The 17,679-nt window shown below is 74.6% G+C and carries 16 protein-coding genes; 3 read left to right on the top strand and 13 right to left on the bottom strand.

Annotated elements, in window-relative coordinates:
• The first annotated feature begins 14 nt into the window (after positions 1-14).
• Entirely contained in the window at positions 15-1,259 is a 1,245-nt protein-coding gene (locus tag ACZ3IG_RS10055) for a THUMP-like domain-containing protein (RefSeq protein ID WP_467430658.1), read from the top strand.
• Here the strand turns inward: ACZ3IG_RS10055 and ACZ3IG_RS10050 are convergent.
• The 5 genes from ACZ3IG_RS10050 to ACZ3IG_RS10030 all read right to left on the bottom strand — a co-directional run bounded on the left by ACZ3IG_RS10050 (position 1,237) and on the right by ACZ3IG_RS10030 (position 7,712).
• On the bottom strand, positions 1,237-3,291 hold the full coding sequence (locus ACZ3IG_RS10050) for a cell wall-binding repeat-containing protein (RefSeq protein ID WP_467430657.1): 2,055 nt from the start codon (positions 3,289-3,291) through the stop codon (positions 1,237-1,239). The genes ACZ3IG_RS10055 and ACZ3IG_RS10050 overlap by 23 nt on opposite strands.
• A 229-nt stretch (positions 3,292-3,520) precedes the next feature.
• The gene (locus ACZ3IG_RS10045) at positions 3,521-4,753 is read right to left on the bottom strand and encodes an RNA polymerase sigma factor (protein ID WP_467431636.1); all 1,233 of its coding nucleotides are present in this window, start codon (positions 4,751-4,753) and stop codon (positions 3,521-3,523) included.
• Positions 4,754-4,915: 162 nt separating this feature from the next.
• On the bottom strand, positions 4,916-5,272 hold the full coding sequence (locus tag ACZ3IG_RS10040) for a YciI family protein (RefSeq protein ID WP_467430656.1): 357 nt from the start codon (positions 5,270-5,272) through the stop codon (positions 4,916-4,918).
• 195 nt (positions 5,273-5,467) lie between these two features.
• On the bottom strand, positions 5,468-6,478 hold the full coding sequence (locus ACZ3IG_RS10035; RefSeq protein WP_467430654.1) for an LCP family protein: 1,011 nt from the start codon (positions 6,476-6,478) through the stop codon (positions 5,468-5,470).
• A 184-nt stretch (positions 6,479-6,662) separates the two neighbouring features.
• Entirely contained in the window at positions 6,663-7,712 is a 1,050-nt protein-coding gene (locus ACZ3IG_RS10030) for a LacI family DNA-binding transcriptional regulator (protein WP_467430651.1), read from the bottom strand.
• Between the two features lie 146 nt (positions 7,713-7,858).
• Between ACZ3IG_RS10030 and ACZ3IG_RS10025 the strand changes: the two genes are divergently transcribed.
• Positions 7,859-10,174: a beta-xylosidase/alpha-l-arabinosidase gene (locus ACZ3IG_RS10025; RefSeq protein ID WP_467430649.1), complete on the top strand. Its 2,316-nt coding sequence runs from the start codon at positions 7,859-7,861 to the stop codon at positions 10,172-10,174.
• Between the two features lie 186 nt (positions 10,175-10,360).
• On the opposite strand, the gene ACZ3IG_RS10020 is transcribed toward ACZ3IG_RS10025, so the two are convergent.
• From ACZ3IG_RS10020 to tsaB, 4 genes are read right to left on the bottom strand one after another with little or no spacing between them, the layout of a single operon-like run.
• Positions 10,361-10,618, bottom strand: a complete 258-nt coding sequence (locus ACZ3IG_RS10020; RefSeq protein ID WP_467430648.1) for a hypothetical protein — start codon at positions 10,616-10,618, stop codon at positions 10,361-10,363.
• Positions 10,615-11,706, bottom strand: coding sequence for a tRNA (adenosine(37)-N6)-threonylcarbamoyltransferase complex transferase subunit TsaD (gene tsaD / locus ACZ3IG_RS10015; RefSeq protein WP_467430646.1), 1,092 nt, complete (start codon positions 11,704-11,706; stop codon positions 10,615-10,617). The genes ACZ3IG_RS10020 and tsaD overlap by 4 nt, the downstream gene beginning before the upstream one ends.
• Positions 11,699-12,193 carry a ribosomal protein S18-alanine N-acetyltransferase gene (gene rimI / locus ACZ3IG_RS10010; RefSeq protein WP_467431634.1) on the bottom strand — a complete coding sequence of 165 codons (495 nt, stop codon included), beginning with the start codon at positions 12,191-12,193 and terminating at the stop codon, positions 11,699-11,701. Before rimI ends, tsaD begins: the two co-directional genes overlap by 8 nt.
• 35 nt (positions 12,194-12,228) lie before the next feature.
• Positions 12,229-12,882 (bottom strand): tRNA (adenosine(37)-N6)-threonylcarbamoyltransferase complex dimerization subunit type 1 TsaB, encoded by a 654-nt coding sequence (tsaB, locus tag ACZ3IG_RS10005; RefSeq protein WP_467430645.1) that lies wholly within the window; start codon positions 12,880-12,882, stop codon positions 12,229-12,231.
• 143 nt (positions 12,883-13,025) lie between these two features.
• On the opposite strand from tsaB, the gene ACZ3IG_RS10000 reads away from it, so the two are divergent.
• The gene (locus ACZ3IG_RS10000; RefSeq protein ID WP_467430644.1) at positions 13,026-13,607 is read left to right on the top strand and encodes a hypothetical protein; all 582 of its coding nucleotides are present in this window, start codon (positions 13,026-13,028) and stop codon (positions 13,605-13,607) included.
• A 20-nt stretch (positions 13,608-13,627) separates the two neighbouring features.
• Here ACZ3IG_RS10000 and ACZ3IG_RS09995 read toward each other — a convergent pair whose 3' ends face one another.
• From ACZ3IG_RS09995 to alr, 4 genes are all read right to left on the bottom strand, one after another.
• On the bottom strand, positions 13,628-13,777 hold the full coding sequence (locus tag ACZ3IG_RS09995; RefSeq protein ID WP_467430643.1) for a hypothetical protein: 150 nt from the start codon (positions 13,775-13,777) through the stop codon (positions 13,628-13,630).
• 187 nt (positions 13,778-13,964) lie between these two features.
• Positions 13,965-14,498, bottom strand: coding sequence for a tRNA (adenosine(37)-N6)-threonylcarbamoyltransferase complex ATPase subunit type 1 TsaE (gene tsaE / locus ACZ3IG_RS09990; RefSeq protein ID WP_467430641.1), 534 nt, complete (start codon positions 14,496-14,498; stop codon positions 13,965-13,967).
• Entirely contained in the window at positions 14,455-15,720 is a 1,266-nt protein-coding gene (locus tag ACZ3IG_RS09985; protein ID WP_467430639.1) for an alpha/beta fold hydrolase, read from the bottom strand. The genes tsaE and ACZ3IG_RS09985 overlap by 44 nt, the downstream gene beginning before the upstream one ends.
• A 47-nt stretch (positions 15,721-15,767) precedes the next feature.
• The gene (alr, locus tag ACZ3IG_RS09980; RefSeq protein ID WP_467430638.1) at positions 15,768-16,937 is read right to left on the bottom strand and encodes an alanine racemase; all 1,170 of its coding nucleotides are present in this window, start codon (positions 16,935-16,937) and stop codon (positions 15,768-15,770) included.
• Positions 16,938-17,679 lie beyond the last annotated feature (742 nt).

The raw sequence follows: 17,679 nt of genomic DNA, 5'->3' as shown, positions 1-17,679 counted from the left end.
CCCACAATGGCCCGGTGAACGACCTCGACGCCCTCCTCGCCCTCGACACCCCCGCCGGCCGCGACCTGCTCGACCAGGTGCGCGACACCGATCCCGCCGAGGAGCTGGCCGTCGCCACCCGGCTGCGCCGCACCCACCCGGCCGGCCTCGTCTCGGCGGCGCTGGGCCAGGCCCGGCTGCGGCAGCGGGCGGTGGCGAAGTTCGGGGCCGAGGACGCCGGGCGGATGTTCTTCACGCCCAACGGGGTCGAGCAGTCGACGCGGGCGAGTGTCGCCGCGTACCGCGCCCGGCGCTTCACCGAGCTGGGCGTGACCTCCGTCGCCGACCTGTGCTGCGGGATCGGCGGGGACGCGATCGCGCTGGCCCGCGCCGGGATCAGGGTGCTGGCGGTGGACCGGGACCCGGCGACGGCCGCCGCGGCCCGCGCCAACGCCGAGGCGCTGGGGCTCGACGGGCTGATCGAGGTGTGGGAGGGGGATGTCGCGGAGGTGGAGACCGGCGGGTACGACGCGGTCTTCGTCGACCCCGCCCGGCGAGGCGGCCGGGGCCGGATCTTCGACCCCGAGGCCTACTCGCCGCCCCTGTCGTGGGCCGTGCGGGCGGCCCGTACGGCGTCCCGGGCCGCCGCGCTGAAGGTGGCGCCCGGCATCCCGCACGAGGCGGTGCCCGAGGGCGCCGAGGCCGAGTGGATCTCCGACGGCGGGGACGTCAAGGAGGCGGTGCTGTGGTTCGGCACCGAGCCGGGCGCGGTGCGGGCGACGCTGCTGCCGGGCCCGCGCACCCTGCTCTCCCGCCGGCTGCCCGACCCGGACGTCCGCACCCCCGGCCGGTACCTCTACGAGCCGGACGGCGCCGTCATCCGCGCCCATCTGGTCGCCGAGGTGGCCGACCAGGTCGGCGGCGGGCTGCTCGACGCGACGATCGCGTACGTCACCGCGGACGCGCTGCTGCCGACGCCGTACGCCACGGCGTACGAGATCACCGACCTGCTGCCCTTCAACGTCAAGAAGCTGAGGGCGCTGCTGCGGGAGCGCGGCGTCGGGACGCTGACCGTGAAGAAGCGGGGGTCGGCGGTCGAGCCGGAGGAGCTGCGGAGGAAGGTCAAGCCGCAGGGGCCGCACGCGGCGACCGTGTTCCTGACCCGGGTGGCGGGGGCGCCGTTCATGCTCGTCGGCGCCCCCGCGCGTCCGGCTGCCGGGGGTCCGCTCTCCGACGGCCCCGTCACCGGCGGTCCGGTCACTGGCGGTGGACCGTCCTGAGGGAGTCCAGGTGCGGGTCGGAGCCGACGGGGCCGGAGCGGGCGACCGTGATCTCCTGCCCGTCGTTGGTCCGCATCGCCGACCGGGCGGTCGCCGCGGGGCTCGCCGGGACCTTGCCGTCGTAGTACGGGTGGTACGTGAACTGCGTGCCGCTCGCGCTGATCGACGAGCCCGCCGAGTTCAGCGCGGTCACCGTCACCGCGGCGGTGTCACCGAAGGCGATCGCCCCCTGGGTGCCGGCCGACTGGCGCAGCAGGTAGCTCTTGGTCTCGGCGGACAGCGCGGGGCGGGAGGTCCACAGCAGCGGGCCGAAGACGTTCATGGCCGAGCCCGCCGAGACACCGTCGCGCCAGTTGCCCGCGTAGGCGAGGCCGACCTGGCTGGGCGCGGTCCACCAGAACTTGGCGACGGCCACCGACAGCGCGGCGTCGGTGGAGCCCGTGATCGGATAGTACGAGTACGTCGACGGCCACTTGGAGAAGGTGGAGTGGGTCAGCGCGTACTTCGCCGCCGACCCGACCGTGATGATCATGGTCTTGTCGGGGTTCAGGCTGTTGAGGTAGGACCGCACCCCGGTGCTGAGCTTGTTGCCACTGGTCAGCACCAGGCCGCCGGCGCTGCCGGTGCCGTCGGCGCCTGCCGCGGCCGCTGCGGCGAGGGCGCCCTGGTAGTCGGTGCCGTCGGCGAGGAAGACGTACTTCGGGGCGGTGGTGACCACCTTGGCCACCGAGACGGAGGTGGCGTACCGGTCCGCGGCGGAGATCCGCTTGGGGACGTAGCCGAGGGTGCGCAGCTGGGCGGCGGCCGAGGAACTCAGTACCGAGGTGCCGCCGATCATCCACACGTCGGCGCCGGGCTTCAGCGTCCGCTTCAGCTCGTTCTTCACCGCCGTCGACAGCCCCGTCTTCGGGGTCATCAGGACCGGCGCCTGCTTCTTGCCGGCCAGGGTGGCGGCGGTCAGCGCGTACTCCGGGCTGTCCTGCTGGACCAGGACGGCCGCCTTGGCGTCCAGCAGCCCCGGCACGTCGCCGCCGATGTCGTCGAAGGTCCAGCGGGAGGAGGCGATGCCGGTGGCGTAGGCGTCGGCGCCCCAGACCCGGGCGGTGCTGTTCTGACGCAGCGGCTGCCAGCTCGGGCTGTCGACGTACGCGCTCTGGGTGGCGTCGGTGACGGCGGTCAGCTCGCCGGTGGCGAGGTCGGCGTACTCGACGGTGTGCACGTCGGCGCTGTTCCCGGTGGTGTGGGCGTCGAAGACGATCCGCTCGCCGGTGGGCGACCAGGACGGGTTGGCGTACCAGCGCGGGCCGCTGGTGAGCTGCGTGACCGCGCTGCCGTCGGCGTTCGCCGTGAAGACCTGCGGGTTGCCGTCGGCGTCCGCGCGGACGAAGGCGAGCCGGGTGCCGTCCGGCGACCAGGCGGGCTGCGCGGCGTCGGTCAGGACGCGCTTGATCGTGCCGGCGTCGCCGTCGAAGACGTACACGCCGGCGTTGTCGTAGCAGCCGTAGCCGGTGCTGCGAGTGAAGGCGACCTGGCCGGACGGGTTCACCGCCGGGTCGGTGTCGCAGACGGTGGACGGCTCCTGGGCGTCCGTCAGCAGCGGGACGGGCGCCCACGAGCCGTCGGACGGGCCGTAGACGAGCTGGCCGCCGGTGGAGAAGACGACGTAGCGCCCGCCCCACCAGTAGGCCAGATCCTCGTAGGCGGCGCTGGAGCGGACGCCCTCCGCCCAGGGCAGGGTGATGGGCGTGGAGCCGCTCGGCCGGTAGCTGGTGATCTGGCCGGCGGAGGTGATCAGCCGGCTGCCGTCCGGCGCCCAGGCGGCGTCGGTGCCGCCGACGCCGGGGATCTGGGCGACCCGCCCGGTCGCCGGGTCGATCAGCCCTCCCCCACTGGTGAGGATCCTGCCCTCGGTACCCGGCCAGGGTCCGGCGTCGTCGGCGACGGCGCCGGGCACGGTGGCCAGGGTGCCCACGGCGGCGAGTACCGCCGAGGTGGCGAGCGCCGCGGCACGGCGGCGCGTGAACAGTCTCAAGTTGTCGACCCCCCACGGATCGGAGGACATCGATGTCGGCGTCGCTGTCGACGCCGGTGCCGATGTCACGGAGAAGTGCCGCGCGGGGCCGGGTCGGTGCGTTCTCCCGTCGACCTCACAGCCGTTCCACAGCGGCGGCGTCAGTGTAGGGGCGGGCGGGACGCTCGGGACACGTGTTCGAGTCGATCATTGGGTGAACAGTGGGTCGCGGGCGGGTGAAGAGGCCGGTTCAGTCGCGGGAGCGGGGCGGACCGCACTCCTCCGCACGCCGGGTGAGCAGCTCGCGTTCGCGGGCGTTGCCGGTCAGGGACGCCGCCCGTTCGAACTCGGCGCGGGCCTCCGCCGTACGGCCCAGGCGGTGGAGGAGGTCGCCGCGGACGCTGGGGAGCAAGTGGTAGGCGCGCAGGGCCGGTTCGGCGGCCAGGGCGTCGACGATCTCCAGGGCGGGGGCCGGGCCCTCGGCCATCGAGACGGCGACCGCGCGGTTCAGCTCCACGACCGGGGACGGGGCGCGGGCGGCGAGCAGGGCGTAGAGGGCCGCGATGCGGGGCCAGTCGGTCTCCTCGTACGTGTACGCCTGGGCGTGGCAGGCGGCGATCGCGGCCTGGAGGACGTACGGGCCCGGGGAGGCGGCGTCGGCCTGGGCGAGGGCGGTGAGGCCGCGGGTGATGAGCAGGCGGTTCCAGCGGCCGCGGTTCTGGTCCTTGAGGAGGACCGGGGCGCCGTCGGGGCCGGTGCGGGCGGCGGCGCGGGAGGACTGGAACTCCAGCAGGGCGGTGAGGCCGTGCACCTCCGGTTCCTCGGGCATCAGGACGGAGAGCAGGCGGGCGAGGCGCAGGGCGTCCTCGCAGAGCGCGGGGCGGAGCCAGTCGTCCCCGGCGGTGGCCGCGTATCCCTCGTTGAAGATCAGGTAGATGACGTCGAGGACGGAGCCGAGGCGGGCCTCGCGGTCGGGGCCGTACGGCACCTCGAAGGCGACGTTCCGGGTGGCCAGGGTGCGTTTGGCGCGGACGACGCGCTGGGCCACCGTCGGCTCGGGGACCAGGAACGCGCGGGCGATCTCGGCGGTGGTGAGGCCGCCGAGCAGGCGCAGGGTGAGGGCGGTGCGGGCCTCTGCGGAGAGCACCGGGTGGCAGGTGGTGAAGACCAGGCGGAGCAGGTCGTCGTCGATGTCATCCGGGTCGGCGGGCTCCTCGGGCGGGGCCGTGTCGTCGAGGGTCCGGCCGATCTCGGCGAGCTTGCGGGCGTAGTTCTCCCGGCGGCGCACCAGGTCGACGGCGCGGCGGCGGGCGGTGGTCATGAGCCAGGCGCCCGGGTTGTCGGGGACGCCGTCGCGGGGCCACCGCTCCAGGGCGGCGACCAGGGCGTCCTGGGTGAGTTCCTCGGCGATGCCGAGGTCGCGGACGACGCGGGCGACGCCGGCGACGACGCGCGGGGACTCCAGGCGGAAGACGGTCTCCAGGACGGACTGGGCGGACTCGGCGGACTCGGCGGACTGGGCGGACTGGGCGGACTGGGCGGTATGAACGGTCCGGGCGGTCCGGGCGTCCCCGGCTGTCGCGGTGGGCTGTGGTTCCACAGCCCCCATGCAACACCGTGGGCCGCCCCGGACCAACCGCGGGCGTCAGCCGCCCATGATCTCCCGCACCTCGCAGGTGATCGTCCAGTACTCCTCGTGGGTCTTCAGGAAGCGCTTGACCCACTCGACGGCCTCGGCCTGGTCCTTGGCCTGGAGCATCGCGTACCCGCCGATGACCTCCTTGGTCTCGGTGAACGGGCCGTCGGTGACGGAGAGCCGTCCGCCCGTGTAGTGGACGCGGGCGCCCTGGGCGGTGGGAGCGAGGCCGCCGTCGTCGAGGTGGACGCCGGCCTTCGTCATCTCCTCCATCAGCTTCCCCATGCGTTCCATCAGTTCGGGGCTGGGACCGTCGGCGGGGGCGTTGACCTCGTCGACGCGGATCAGCGACAGGAAGCGGGGCATGGTGACTCCTCGGGGTCGGCGGCCGGGGTCCGTCCCGGCCTCTCACCCGTACGTCGATCGGGAGGCGGCCGGATCGACACGGCCGCGGAGTTTTTTTTCGCGCGGTCGGCTTCGCGCGGGCGCGGTCGCGGTCGCGGCGGCGGTGGCGGTCGGCTTCGCGCGGTGGCGGTGGCGGTCGCGGTCGGCTTCGCGCGGTCAGCGCAGCGACTCCCACAGCGCGCTCGCGTCCGGCTCGTCGGCGACCACCCGATTGACGTCGGAAGGGGCCTGCACGACCGGCATCGTCACCGTCTTCACCTCGTCCTCCGCGAGGCTCCCCAGGCTCTGGCCGAGGCTCGTCAGCTCGCCCAGGGAGTCCAGGCCGGTGTCGGTGGTGAGGCTGCCGGTGACGGCGTCGGCGACGGAGTAGAGCCGGGCGGGGTCGGTGAGCAGGTCGGTGCCGGAGATCTGCTTCAGCAGCGCCTTGACCAGCTTCTGCTGGAGTTCGATGCGGGCGAGGTCGCTGCCGCCGGATATGCCGTACCGGGTGCGGGCCAGCCCCAGGGCCTGGGTGCCGTCGAGGTGGTGGGTGCCCGCGTCGAGCGTCAGGTGGCTCTTCTCGTCGTCTATGTCCTCGTCGGTGGTGACGGTGACCCCGCCGAGCGCGTCCACCAGCTTGGCGAAACCGGAGAAGTCGATCTCGATGTAGTGGTCCATACGGACGTCCGTCATGGACTCGACCGTCTTCACCGCGCACACCGGACCGCCCACCGCGTAGGCGGTGTTGAACATGACCTGGTACGCCTCCCGCGTCGAGGTGCCGTCCGCCAGCGGGCAGGACGGGCGGGTGACGAGGGTGTCGCGCGGGATGCTGACCACGGTGGCGCCGGTCCGGCCGGCGTCGAGGTGGACGACCATCGCCGTGTCGGAGCGGGCGCCCTCGCTGTCGCCGCCGCCCAGTTCCTCGTTCTCCTCGCCGCTGCGCGAGTCCGAGCCCAGGACCAGGATGTTGAGGGGGCCGGTGGCCCGCGCGGACACGGACGCCGACGCGGACGGCTCCGGGGTGGCACGGGCGGGACGGTCGTCGCCGAGCGCGCTGTTGATGTCGACGCCGGTGATGTTGTCGTTGAGGTGCCAGTAGACCCAGCCGGCCGCTGCGACGCCCAGCAGCAGGAGGCCCGCCATCGTGAGGCCGGCGACCTTCAGCCCTCTTGCCCGCCCGCCCATGCGTCCGCCCCTGTCGGCTCTGTCGCCCCTGCCCACGCCCCACGGTGCCGTCACCGGGTGCCCGCCCGGGAAGAACGTACGTCCGAATTGTTGCGGGCGGCGACACACGGGGGCCATTTCTGCGGAAATTCTCAGACTTCCGGGGGAGTCGAAAGTTTCGGGCCCGTGACCGACCGGCGCGGGGCTACGCCGTCGGCGGCGCCGTACTGCTGCGCACCACCAGGCTGGTCGCCAGCTCCACCCGGGTCGCCGCCGCGGAGCCGCCCTCGCGGCCGAGGTCGAGCACCAGCCGGACGGCGGCCTCGGCCATCTCCGTCAGGGGCTGCCGCACCGTCGTCAGCGGCGGCCCCACCCAGCGGGCCACCGGCAGGTCGTCGAAGCCGACCACGCTCAGGTCCTCCGGGACGCGCAGGCCCAGTTCGCGGGCGGCCTCGTACAGGCCGAGCGCCTGGAGGTCGTTGCCGGCGAAGACCGCGGTGGGCCGGTCGGGGCGGCGCAGCAGTTCCAGGCCCTGGCGGTAGCCGGTCTCGTGGTGGAAGTCGCCGGTGCGGATCAGGGCGGGGTCCGCGGGCAGCCCCGCGGTGTCCAGCGCGGCCCGGTAGCCGTCGATGCGGGCGCGGCTGCACATCATCCGGGTGGGTCCGCTGATCGCGCCGATGCGGGTGTGGCCCAGCTCGACCAGGTGCCGGGTGGCGGCTAGCCCGCCCTGCCAGTTGGTGGCGCCGATGGAGGGCACGTCGGCGCCCGGGTCGCCGGCCGGGTCCATCACCACGAACGGGATGGAACGGCTGGTCAGCAGCGCGCGCTGGGACTCGTCGAGGCCGGACAGGACGAGGACCACCCCGTGCGGGCGGCGGGCGGCGACCTGGTCGGCCCAGGTCCGGCCCGGGGTGAGCCGGCCCGCGCTCTCCGACAGCACGACGCTGAGGCCGGTGTCGCGGGCGACGTTCTCCACGCCCCGGATGACCTCCATCGCCCAGGCGCTCTCCAGTTCGTGGAAGACCAGGTCGATCAGGGGCGAGCGGGTGGCCTCGGCGCGGCGGCGCCGGTAGCCGTGGGCGCGCAGCAGCTCCTCCACCCGGGCACGGGTGGCCGGGGCGACGTCGGCACGGCCGTTGAGGACCTTCGAAACAGTCGGCGCCGACACACCGGCCTCGCGGGCGATCTCGGCGAGGGTCGCGGTCTGCGAGGACCGCCCTCGCGTCCGGGTTTCAGCGGGCTGCGGGGATGTCATGGCGGCGATCGTATCCCTGCGGGACCTCTTGACGAAGAGTGCGCGGGGCCATAGGTTCCCGGAACATTCGCTTGATACATCGAAACATTCGAATCCTTTCAGTCCATCGACCGTAAGAGCCTCGGAGTTCCCGGAACAGGAGTTCCATGACCACCGCGCCCTGGCGTGACCCCGCCCTGCCCGCCGCCGTCCGTGTCGACGACCTCCTGGCCCGGATGACCCTGGAGGAGAAGACCGCCCAGCTCTACGGCGTGTGGGTGGGCGCCTCCGCGGACGGTGCGGGCGTCGCCCCCCTCCAGCGCGAGATGACCGAGGAGTACGACTGGGAGGAGCTGATCACCCGGGGCCTCGGGCAGCTCACCCGCCCCTTCGGCACCGCGCCCGTCGATCCGGCCGCCGGCGCCCGGTCGCTGGCGAGCGCCCAGCGGCGCATCATGGCGGCCGGCCGCTTCGGCATCCCGGCGCTCGCCCACGAGGAGTGCCTGGCCGGCTTCACCGCCTGGCGGGCCACCGCCTACCCGGTGCCGCTGGCCTGGGGCGCGTCCTTCGACCCCGACCTCGTCGAGGAGATGGCCCAGCACATCGGCCGCGACCTGCGCTCGGTCGGCGTCCACCAGGGCCTCGCCCCGGTCCTGGACGTCGTACGCGATCCGCGCTGGGGCCGAGTGGAGGAGACCATCGGCGAGGACCCGTACCTGGTCGGCACGGTCGGCGCCGCCTATGTGCGGGGGCTGGAGTCGGCCGGGATCGTCGCCACGCTCAAGCACTTCGCCGGGTACGCCGCGTCGGCGGGGGCGCGCAACCTCGCGCCGGTGCGGGCCGGGGTGCGGGAGCTGGCGGACGTGACTCTGCCCCCGTTCGAGCTGGCCCTGCGCGAGGGCGGCGCCCGGTCGGTGATGGCGGCGTACACCGAGACCGACGGGGTGCCCGCCTCGGCCGACCCGGCGCTGCTGACCGGCCTGCTGCGCGAGGAGTGGGGCTTCACCGGCACGGTGGTCGCCGACTACTTCGGCGTCAACTTCCTCCAGTCCCTGCACCGCGTCGCCGGGAGCCCCGCCGAGGCGGCCCACCTCGCCCTCGCGGCCGGCATCGACGTGGAGCTGCCGACGGTCAAGTGCTACGGCACCCCGCTGCTCGAAGCGGTCCGGGCGGGCGAGGTCCCCGAGGCGCTGATCGAACAGTCGGCGCGGCGCGTCCTGCTCCAGAAGTGCGAACTGGGCCTGCTGGACGAGGACTGGACGCCCGCGCCGCCCGCCGGCGACGGCCCCGTCGACCTGGACTCCCCCGCCAACCGGGCCCTCGCCCGCCGCCTGGCCGAGGAGTCGGTCGTCCTCCTCGACAACCCCGGCGGCCTGCTGCCGCTGGCCCCCGACACCCGGATCGCGGTGGTCGGCCCCCGGGCCGACGACGCGCTGGCGATGCTCGGCTGCTACTCCTTCCCGTCCCACGTCCTGCCCAGCCACCCCGGCACCCCGGCCGGCATCGACATCCCGACCGTCCTGGAGTCCCTGCGGTCCGAACTCCCGGACGCCAAGGTGACCTTCGCCGAGGGCTGCGACACCTCGGAGCCGGACACCGCCGGCATCGCGGAGGCGGTGGCGCGGGCCACCGAGGCCGACGTGTGCGTGGCCGTACTGGGCGACCGGGCGGGCCTGTTCGGCCGGGGCACCTCGGGCGAGGGCTGCGACGCGAGCGACCTGCGGCTGCCGGGCGTGCAGGGCGAGCTGCTCGACGCGCTGGTCGCCACCGGCGTCCCGGTGGTCCTGGTGCTCCTCACCGGGCGGCCGTACGCGCTGGGCCGCTGGCACGGGCGGCTGGGCGCGGTGGTCCAGGCGTTCTTCCCCGGGGAGGAGGGCGGCCCGGCGGTGGCGGGCGTGCTGTCCGGGCGCGTCAACCCGTCGGGCCGCCTCCCGGTGAGCGTGCCGCGGCTGCCCGGCGGCCAGCCGTGGACCTACCTCCAGCCCCCGCTGGGCCTGGCCGGCGAGGTCAGCAACCTGGACCCGACGCCGCTGTACCCCTTCGGACACGGGCGCTCGTACACGGCGTTCGCGTGGGAGGACTTCACCGGGCCGCCCGCCGTGATCGGCACGGACGGCTCGTACGACGTGTCCGTGACCGTCCGCAACACCGGCGACCGGGCGGGCGCCGAGGTGGTGCAGCTCTACCTGCACGACCCGGTGGCCCGGGTGACCCGCCCCGACGTCCGTCTGATCGGCTACCGGCGCCTGGAACTGGCCCCGGGCGAGGCCCGGCGGGTGACGTTCCGGTTCCATGCGGATCTTTCCTCCTTCACCGACCGTTCCGGGCGAAGGGTGGTCGAACCGGGCGCGCTGGACCTACGCCTGGGAGCGTCCAGCGCGGACGTACGGCACACGGCCCGGCTCACCCTCACGGGACCCGCACGGAAGGTCGGCTCCGACCGGCGGCTGCGCTGCGAGACGGAGGTGTCGGCCACGGAGTGAGCCCGGCGCCGGAACCTCCGGCGGTCCGTGGGCCGTGGGCCGTGGACCGTGGGCCGTGGGCCGTGGTCCGTGGGCCGTGGGCCGTGGGTCGTGGGCCGGGCGCCGCAGGGGGCCGACGCCGGCGCGGGGTCCGGCTGTGGAAGGGCCGCGAGGGCCGGGACCCGTCGGATCACTCCTGCACGCCGGTCAGTCCTCCGCGACCGACTCGAACCGCCAGCGGTGCACCGCCCGGGTGACCAGGTCCTCGGCCGGCTCCGGGAGTTCCGGCAGGCCGGCGCCGTACTCCGCGTCCCACCAGGTGATGACGAGGACGCGGTCCTGCGGGGCGCGGAACGTCTCGCGGCGCAGCGGGGCGGCGGGCAGCTCCTGGGCGCGGGCCCAGGCCAGCAGCTCCTCGCCCCGGCCGGGGACGGCCCGCGCCTCCCACATCACGGCGACGGTCATGAGTACAGGTTCTCCTCGCCGATCTCGTGCACATGGTCGTGGGAGTGGCCGGGCACGTGCGGGTCGGTGACCGGGAGGGAGGAGTCCGCCGACAGGTCCCAGTCGGAGGCGGCCCGGTTGCGGGCGACCATCTCGGCGCCGAGCGCGGCCACCATCGCCCCGTTGTCCGTGCACAGCTTGGGGCGCGGCACCCGCAGCCGGATGCCGGCCGCCTCGCAGCGCTCCTGGGCCAGCGCCCGCAGCCGGGAGTTGGCGGCGACGCCGCCGCCGATCATCAGGTGGTCGACGCCCTCGTCCTTGCAGGCCCGCACGGCCTTGCGGGTCAGCACGTCGACGACCGCCTCCTGGAAGGAGGCCGCCACATCGCGCACCGGCACCTCCTCCCCCGCCGCCCGCTTCGCCTCGATCCAGCGGGCCACGGCCGTCTTCAGCCCCGAGAAGGAGAAGTCGTACGCCGGGTCGCGCGGCCCGGTCAGACCGCGCGGGAACGCGATCGCGGACGGGTCGCCCTCGCGGGCGTAGCGGTCGATGACCGGGCCGCCGGGGAAGCCGAGGTTCAGTACCCGGGCGATCTTGTCGAACGCCTCGCCGGCCGCGTCGTCGATGGTCGCGCCCATCGGCCGCACGTCGGAGGTGATGTCGGAGGAGAGCAGCAGCGAGGAGTGTCCGCCGGAGACCAGCAGGGCCATCGTCGGCTCGGGCAGCGGGCCGTGTTCCAGCTGGTCGACGCAGATGTGCGAGGCGAGGTGGTTGACGCCGTAGAGCGGCTTGCCCAGCGCGTAGGCGTACGCCTTCGCCGCCGAGACGCCGACCAGCAGGGCGCCGGCGAGGCCGGGACCGGCGGTGACGGCGATGCCGTCGAGGTCGCGGGCGCCGACCCCGGCGTCCTTCAGGGCGCGCTGGATGGTGGGGACCATCGCCTCCAGGTGGGCGCGGCTCGCGACCTCCGGGACGACGCCGCCGAAGCGGGCGTGCTCGTCGACGCTGGAGGCGACGGCGTCGGCCAGCAGGGTGGTGCCGCGCACGACACCGACACCGGTCTCGTCGCAGGAGGTCTCGATCCCCAGTACCAGGGGTTCGTCAGCCATGGGTCTCGGTTCCTTGTACGGGATCGGGTACGGAGTTCGCCGGGTCGGTGAGGCGCATCACCAGGGCGTCCACGTTGCCCGGCTGGTAGTAGCCGCGCCGGACGCCGATGGGCGCGAAGCCGAAGCGCTCGTAGAGTCGCTGCGCCCGGACGTTGTCGACGCGGCACTCCAGCATCACCTCGGCGCACTCGAAGGCGGTAGCCGCGCGGAGCAGTTCGGTCAGCAGCCGGGAGCCGAGGCCGGTGCCCCACTGGTCGCGGGCCACGGCGATGGTCTGGACGTCGGCCTGGTCGCTGGAGGAGGCGACGAGTCCCGCGTAGCCGACGATCCGGCCGTCGGCGGGTTCCTCGGCGACGACGTAGCGGCGGGTCGCCGCCGGGCCCCGGGCGTGTGCCAGTTCGGACCAGAACATGCCCCGGGACCAGGCGTCCTCGGGGAACAGCTCCCGTTCCAGGAGCAGCACCGGGTCGATGTCCCACCAGCGCATCTCGCGCAGTGCGGCGGTCGGGCTCACTGGGGCGGTCACTTGGGGGTGACCACCTTGTAGTTCTTGGGGACCTGGGCGTCGGGGCGGCGCAGGTAGAGCGGCCGGGGCGGGGGCAGTTCCTCGCCGGCCGCGAGCCGCTCGGCGGCCAGGCGGGCGAGGGCGGCGGCGGAGACGTGCTCGGGCTCGTGGGCCTGGGGGAAGGTGTCCGGGTACAGCAGCGCGCCCGCGCCGACCGCCGGGAGGCCCGCGACCTCCTCCGCGATGTCGGCGGGGCGGTCCACGGCCGGGTCGGTGAGCCGGGTGCGGGAGTCGGCGTAGCGGGCCCAGTAGACCTCTTTGCGGCGGGCGTCGGTCGCCACCACGAAGGGGCCCTCCAGGTCGGCGGCGTAGGCGAGGCCGTCCAGCGTGCACACTCCGTGCACGGGCACGCCGAGCGCGAGCCCGAGGGTGTCGGCGGTCATCAGGCCGACGCGCAGCCCCGTGTACGGCCCGGGGCCGGTGCCGGCGACGACGCCGGTGACCGCGTCGAGCCGCAGCCCGGTCTCGGCGAGCATCCGGTCGACGGCGGGCAGCAGCAGCTCACCGTGGCGGCGCGCGTCCACCTGGCCGGCGGAGGCGATGACGTCCGTGCCGTCGTGCAGCGCGACGGTGACGGCTGGGGTGGCGGTATCCAGAGCGAGCAAGAGCACACGGACAGCCTACGGCGGCCCGGACAGCCGTGTCGGCCGGGCCGGTCGGGAGGTCACGGACTGCTACCGTCGCTACGGAATCAGTGACGGCGCGGCGCGGGACGGCGTCCGCCGCGTCCCGTACGACGCCGAGGTGGTCGTCAGTGCCAAGCAGCAGCTCCGTGATGGTCACCGGGCTCACCGCGGCGGCCCTGGCCGTGATCGGTTTCCTCGCCTACCAGGCGTCGGCGACCGTCCCGGCCGAACTGGGCGGGCCGCGCGCGAGCGCCTCCCCCTCCCCCGGCGTCTCCGGAGCCCCTGGGGCTTCCGGGGCTTCCGGGGCACCGCGCGACAAGCGGCACCCCGAGGCCCTGCCGAGGAGGTCCGGAACGGGTGAACGAGTGGTGTACTCGGTGGACGACGACCGGGTCTGGCTGGTCGGCGCGGGCGACCGGGTCCAGCGCACCTTCCGGGTCACGCCCAGCACGGTGGACCCGGCGCCGGGCACCTACGCGGTCACCTCCCGCTCCAAGCGCGTCACCGGCTCCGACGGCGTCCCGGTCGAGCACGTCGTGCGCTTCACCAGCGTCGACGGGGTGGTCATCGGGTTCAGCGCGGCGGTGGACGGCTCGACGGAGAAGGCCGCGCCGGGCGCGAAGACGGGCGGCATCCGGGAGACACGCGCGGACGGCGACGCCATGTGGGACTTCGCGACGATCGGACAGAAGGTCGTCGTCGTCCGCTGAGTGCCGCGCGGCGGCCCGGCTCAGGCGGCGTCGCGGTGTTGTGGCGCGGGCTGCCGCCGGGGCTCGGGCTCGGGTGCGCGCGGCGGTGTGGAGATGGTCCGGGCCGCGGCGCAGGCGGCCAGCAGCTCGCGCATGGGCACCTGGACCGGCTGGGTCTGCGAAGCCGACATGGTCGCCTCCTGACGCTCGGGGGCGGGCGTGGTTAGGCATGCCTAACCACGTGCTGGATACCATGTGACCACGGGCAGCACGCGGAACGCAATATGTTCCCGACGTGTTGTCGGGAAGTATCGGGAAGCAGGGGAGGAGCCGGCGGCTAGCCGGGGGGGGGCGAGCCGGGGGGGAGGTCTGGTCGGCTCAGGCGGTCAGGACCGTCAGGTCGGCCGATGCCCAGCGCGCGCCGATCCCGGTCAGCGTGACGTGCCGCACCTCGTCGGTGGTGTCGCCGACGGCACGGTGGATGACGAGCTGGAGCCGGTCGTCAGTCAGCTCCTCGACCTTGCCCTCGCCCCACTCCACGACGATCACGGAGTCCGGCAGCGAGACGTCCAGGTCGAGGTCCTCCATCTCGTCCAGGCCGCCGGACAGCCGGTAGGCGTCGACGTGGACCAGCGGCGGGCCGTCGCCGAGGGAGGGGTGGACGCGGGCGATGACGAACGTCGGGGAGGTGACGGCGCCGCGCACGCCGAGGCCCTCGCCGAGTCCCCGGGTCAGTGTGGTCTTGCCGGCGCCCAGCTCGCCGCTGAGCATCACGAGGTCGCCGGGGCGCAGCAGCTTGGCCAGGCGGCGGCCCAGCTCGCGCATCTGCTCGGGGGAGGTGACGGTGATCTCTGCGGCAGGGGTCTGCTCAGCCGGGCTGTCCGGGCCCTGCGGGGCTGCTGGTGCTTCCATAGCCACCCACGGTAGCCCCTGAGGGGACGGCGCCGACGCGGACGAGCAGGTCGGCGAGGCGGTCGGTGACCACCTCCGGGTGCTCCAGCATCACCAGGTGCCCGGCGTCCGGTACGAGGACCAGTTCCGCGTCCGGCAACTCGCCGGCGATGGCCTCGCTGTGCTCGCTGGGCGTCACCAGGTCCCGCACGCCGGCCAGCACCAGGACGGGTATGTCCTGGAAGCGGACGAGGGCCGCCGTCTTGTCGTGGTCGTCGAAGGCCGGGTAGTACTCGGCGACGACGTCGATCGGCGTGCACTCGATCATGCGCTCGGCGAACCGGGCGACGGCCGGATCGACGTCCCGGGCCGCGAAGGAGTACCGCTTGATGATCCCGGCGAACAGGTCCGCGGTCGCCCGGCGTCCCCGCTCCACCAGTTCGGCCCGCTGCCCCAGCGCCTTCAGCACGCCCGGCAGTATCCGCCGCACGGCGTTCACGCCGGCCACGGGGAGTCCGAAGTTGACCTCGCCGAGCCGCCCCGACGAGGTGCCGACCAGCGCGACGCCGACGACGCGCTCGCGGATCAGCTCGGGGAACTCGTCGGCCAGGGCCATCACGGTCATCCCGCCCATCGAGTGCCCGACCAGCACGATCGGTCCCTCGGGGACGGTGGCGTCGATGACCGCCTTCAGGTCGCGGCCCAGGTCCTCGATGCTGACCGGCTCGCCGTCCCGGACCTGGGACACGCCCCGCCCGGACCGGCCGTGGCTGCGCTGGTCCCAGTAGACGGACCGGACGACGCCGCGCAGGGCGGCGCGCTGGAAGTGCCAGGAGTCCTGGCTGAGGCAGTAGCCGTGGCAGAAGACGACGGTCACGGGGACGGGGGCCTTGCGGCCGAAGAGCCGGCGGCGGCGCGGCGCGGTCCCGTCCTCCGGTTCGACGTCGTCGATCTCGTAGTACAGCTCGGTGCCGTCGTCGGCGTACACCTGGCCGGGTATGCCGCGCAGCGCGCCGTAGGGGCCCGTCGAGTCGAGGGCGAGGCGGGCCCGCCGGCGCATGCCGCGGCCGACGGTGAGCCGCTCTATCGCGACGCCGGCCGCGGCGCCCGCCGCGACCACGCCTATCGCGACGCCCGCTATGCCGGTCGCCCGGCGCCAGCCGCCGGCGGCGACCTCGACGGCGGCCTCGGCGACCTCGGCGACGGCCGCCGCGGCGACGGTCTCCCCGCTGCTCTCGCTCACGTACCGCTCCTCCTCGCCACCGGGTCACTCACGCACGATCACGCACGTCACTCACGCACATGGACGCGCGGCACCCGGGCCCCGATCCGGGTGACGATCTCGTACCCGATGGTGCCCGCGGCCTGCGCCCAGTCCTCGGCGGTGGGCTCGCCCCGGTCGCCCGGTCCGAACAGCACCGCCTCGGCACCGGCCGCCGGCCGGTCGCCGCCGAGGTCGACCACGAACTGGTCCATCGCGATCCGGCCCGCCACCGTACGCCACTTGCCGTCGACCAGGACCGGGCCGGTGGCGGAGGCGTGCCGCGGGATGCCGTCCGCGTAGCCGAGGGGGACGAGGCCGAGGGTGGTCTCGCCGGCGGTCGTGTAGTGGTGCCCGTAGCTGACGCCGTGGCCGCCGGGGACGTCCTTGACCAGGGCGAGGGAGGCGGACAGCGTCATCACCGGACGCAGTCCGTGGTCGGCGGGGGTGCCCAGCTCGGGGCTGGGCGAGAGGCCGTAGAGCGCGATGCCGGTGCGTACGAGGTCGAAGTGGGCCTCGGGGAGGGTGAGGGTGGCCGGGGAGTTGGCGATGTGCCGTACGTCGGGGCGCACGCCGCTCTCCTCGGCGTACGCCGTCATCTCCCGGAAGACGGTGAGCTGGGCGGCGATGGAGGGGTGGCCGGGCTCGTCGGCGCAGGCGAAGTGGGACCAGAGTCCGGTGACGCGGAGCAGCCCCGCGTCCTCGGCGCGCAGGGCGGCGCCGACCAGCTCGTGCCAGTCGGGGCCCGGCTGGCAGCCGCTGCGGCCGAGCCCGGTGTCGGCCTTGAGCTGCACCCGCGCCGGACGCCCGGCGCGCCGGGCGGCGTCCTCGACCTCGCGCAGGGCCCACATGCCGCTGACGGAGACGTCGAGACCGGCCTCGACCGCCTCCTGCCAGGGCCCTCCGGGCGTCCAGAGCCAGCACATGATCCGGAGGTCGTCCGGCAGCCCGGCGTCGGCGCGCAGCGCGAGGGCCTCCTGCGGGGTGGCGGTACCGAGCCAGGTGGCGCCTGCCTCGACCGCCGCGCGGGCGCACGGGATCGCGCCGTGGCCGTAGGCGTCGGCCTTCACCACGGCCATCAGCTCCGCGCCCGGCGCGAGCAGTGCGCGCAGGGTGCGCACGTTGCCCCGCAGGGCGTCCAGATCGATCTCGGCCCGGGCCCGCAGGGCGGCGCCCCGGCGGGCGGTTGTCTCACTCATCGTGGGGCCAGTGTCTCAGAGGGGTCGGACAGGGCGGCCGGGGATGTCTCCGGCGGGGGCGTACGCCGCCGGCGGCCGGGCGGGGGCGTACACCACCGGCGGCCGGGCGGGGGCGTGCTCCACCGGCGGCCGGAGGGGGTGTACACCACCGGCGGCCGGCGGAGGCGTACAACACCGGCGGCCGGCGGAGGCGTACAACACCGGCGGCCGGCGGAGGCGTACAACACCGGCGGCCGGGCGGAGGCGTACACCACCGGCGCCGGCACCGACACCGCGCGCCCTGCCACGGGCAGGGGCACGGGCACGGGCACCGGCACGGGCACGGGCACGGGCACCGGCACCGGCACCACGTTCCCCGTGGCACCGTGGGCCCTGCGGCCCCGCCGTCCCCGTGGCCTCGTGCCCCCGTGCCCCGTGACCGGCCTGCACGTCACCCACGTACATGCCGCACGTTCCGCACACCCCGCACACCCGTGCATCCCACGCGCTCCGCGCACCCCACACCCCGCACACCCCCTACAGCCCGCACACCCCGAGTGCTCCGGGCACCCCGTGCACCCGGCGCATCCCGAGCGCTCCGGGCCCCTGTGCACCCGGCGCATCCCGCGAACCGCACACCCGGTGCACCTCACGCACCCCATGCACCCCGACCTCCGGGCACCCGTGCACCCCCGCGAACACCCTGCACCCCGACCGCTCCGGCGCACCCCTGCACCCCGCAAACACCCCGCACCCCGAGCAC

Source organism: Streptomyces sp. NPDC016677 (genome assembly GCF_055562815.1).
This window is presented reverse-complemented; position numbering and strand designations above follow the sequence as displayed.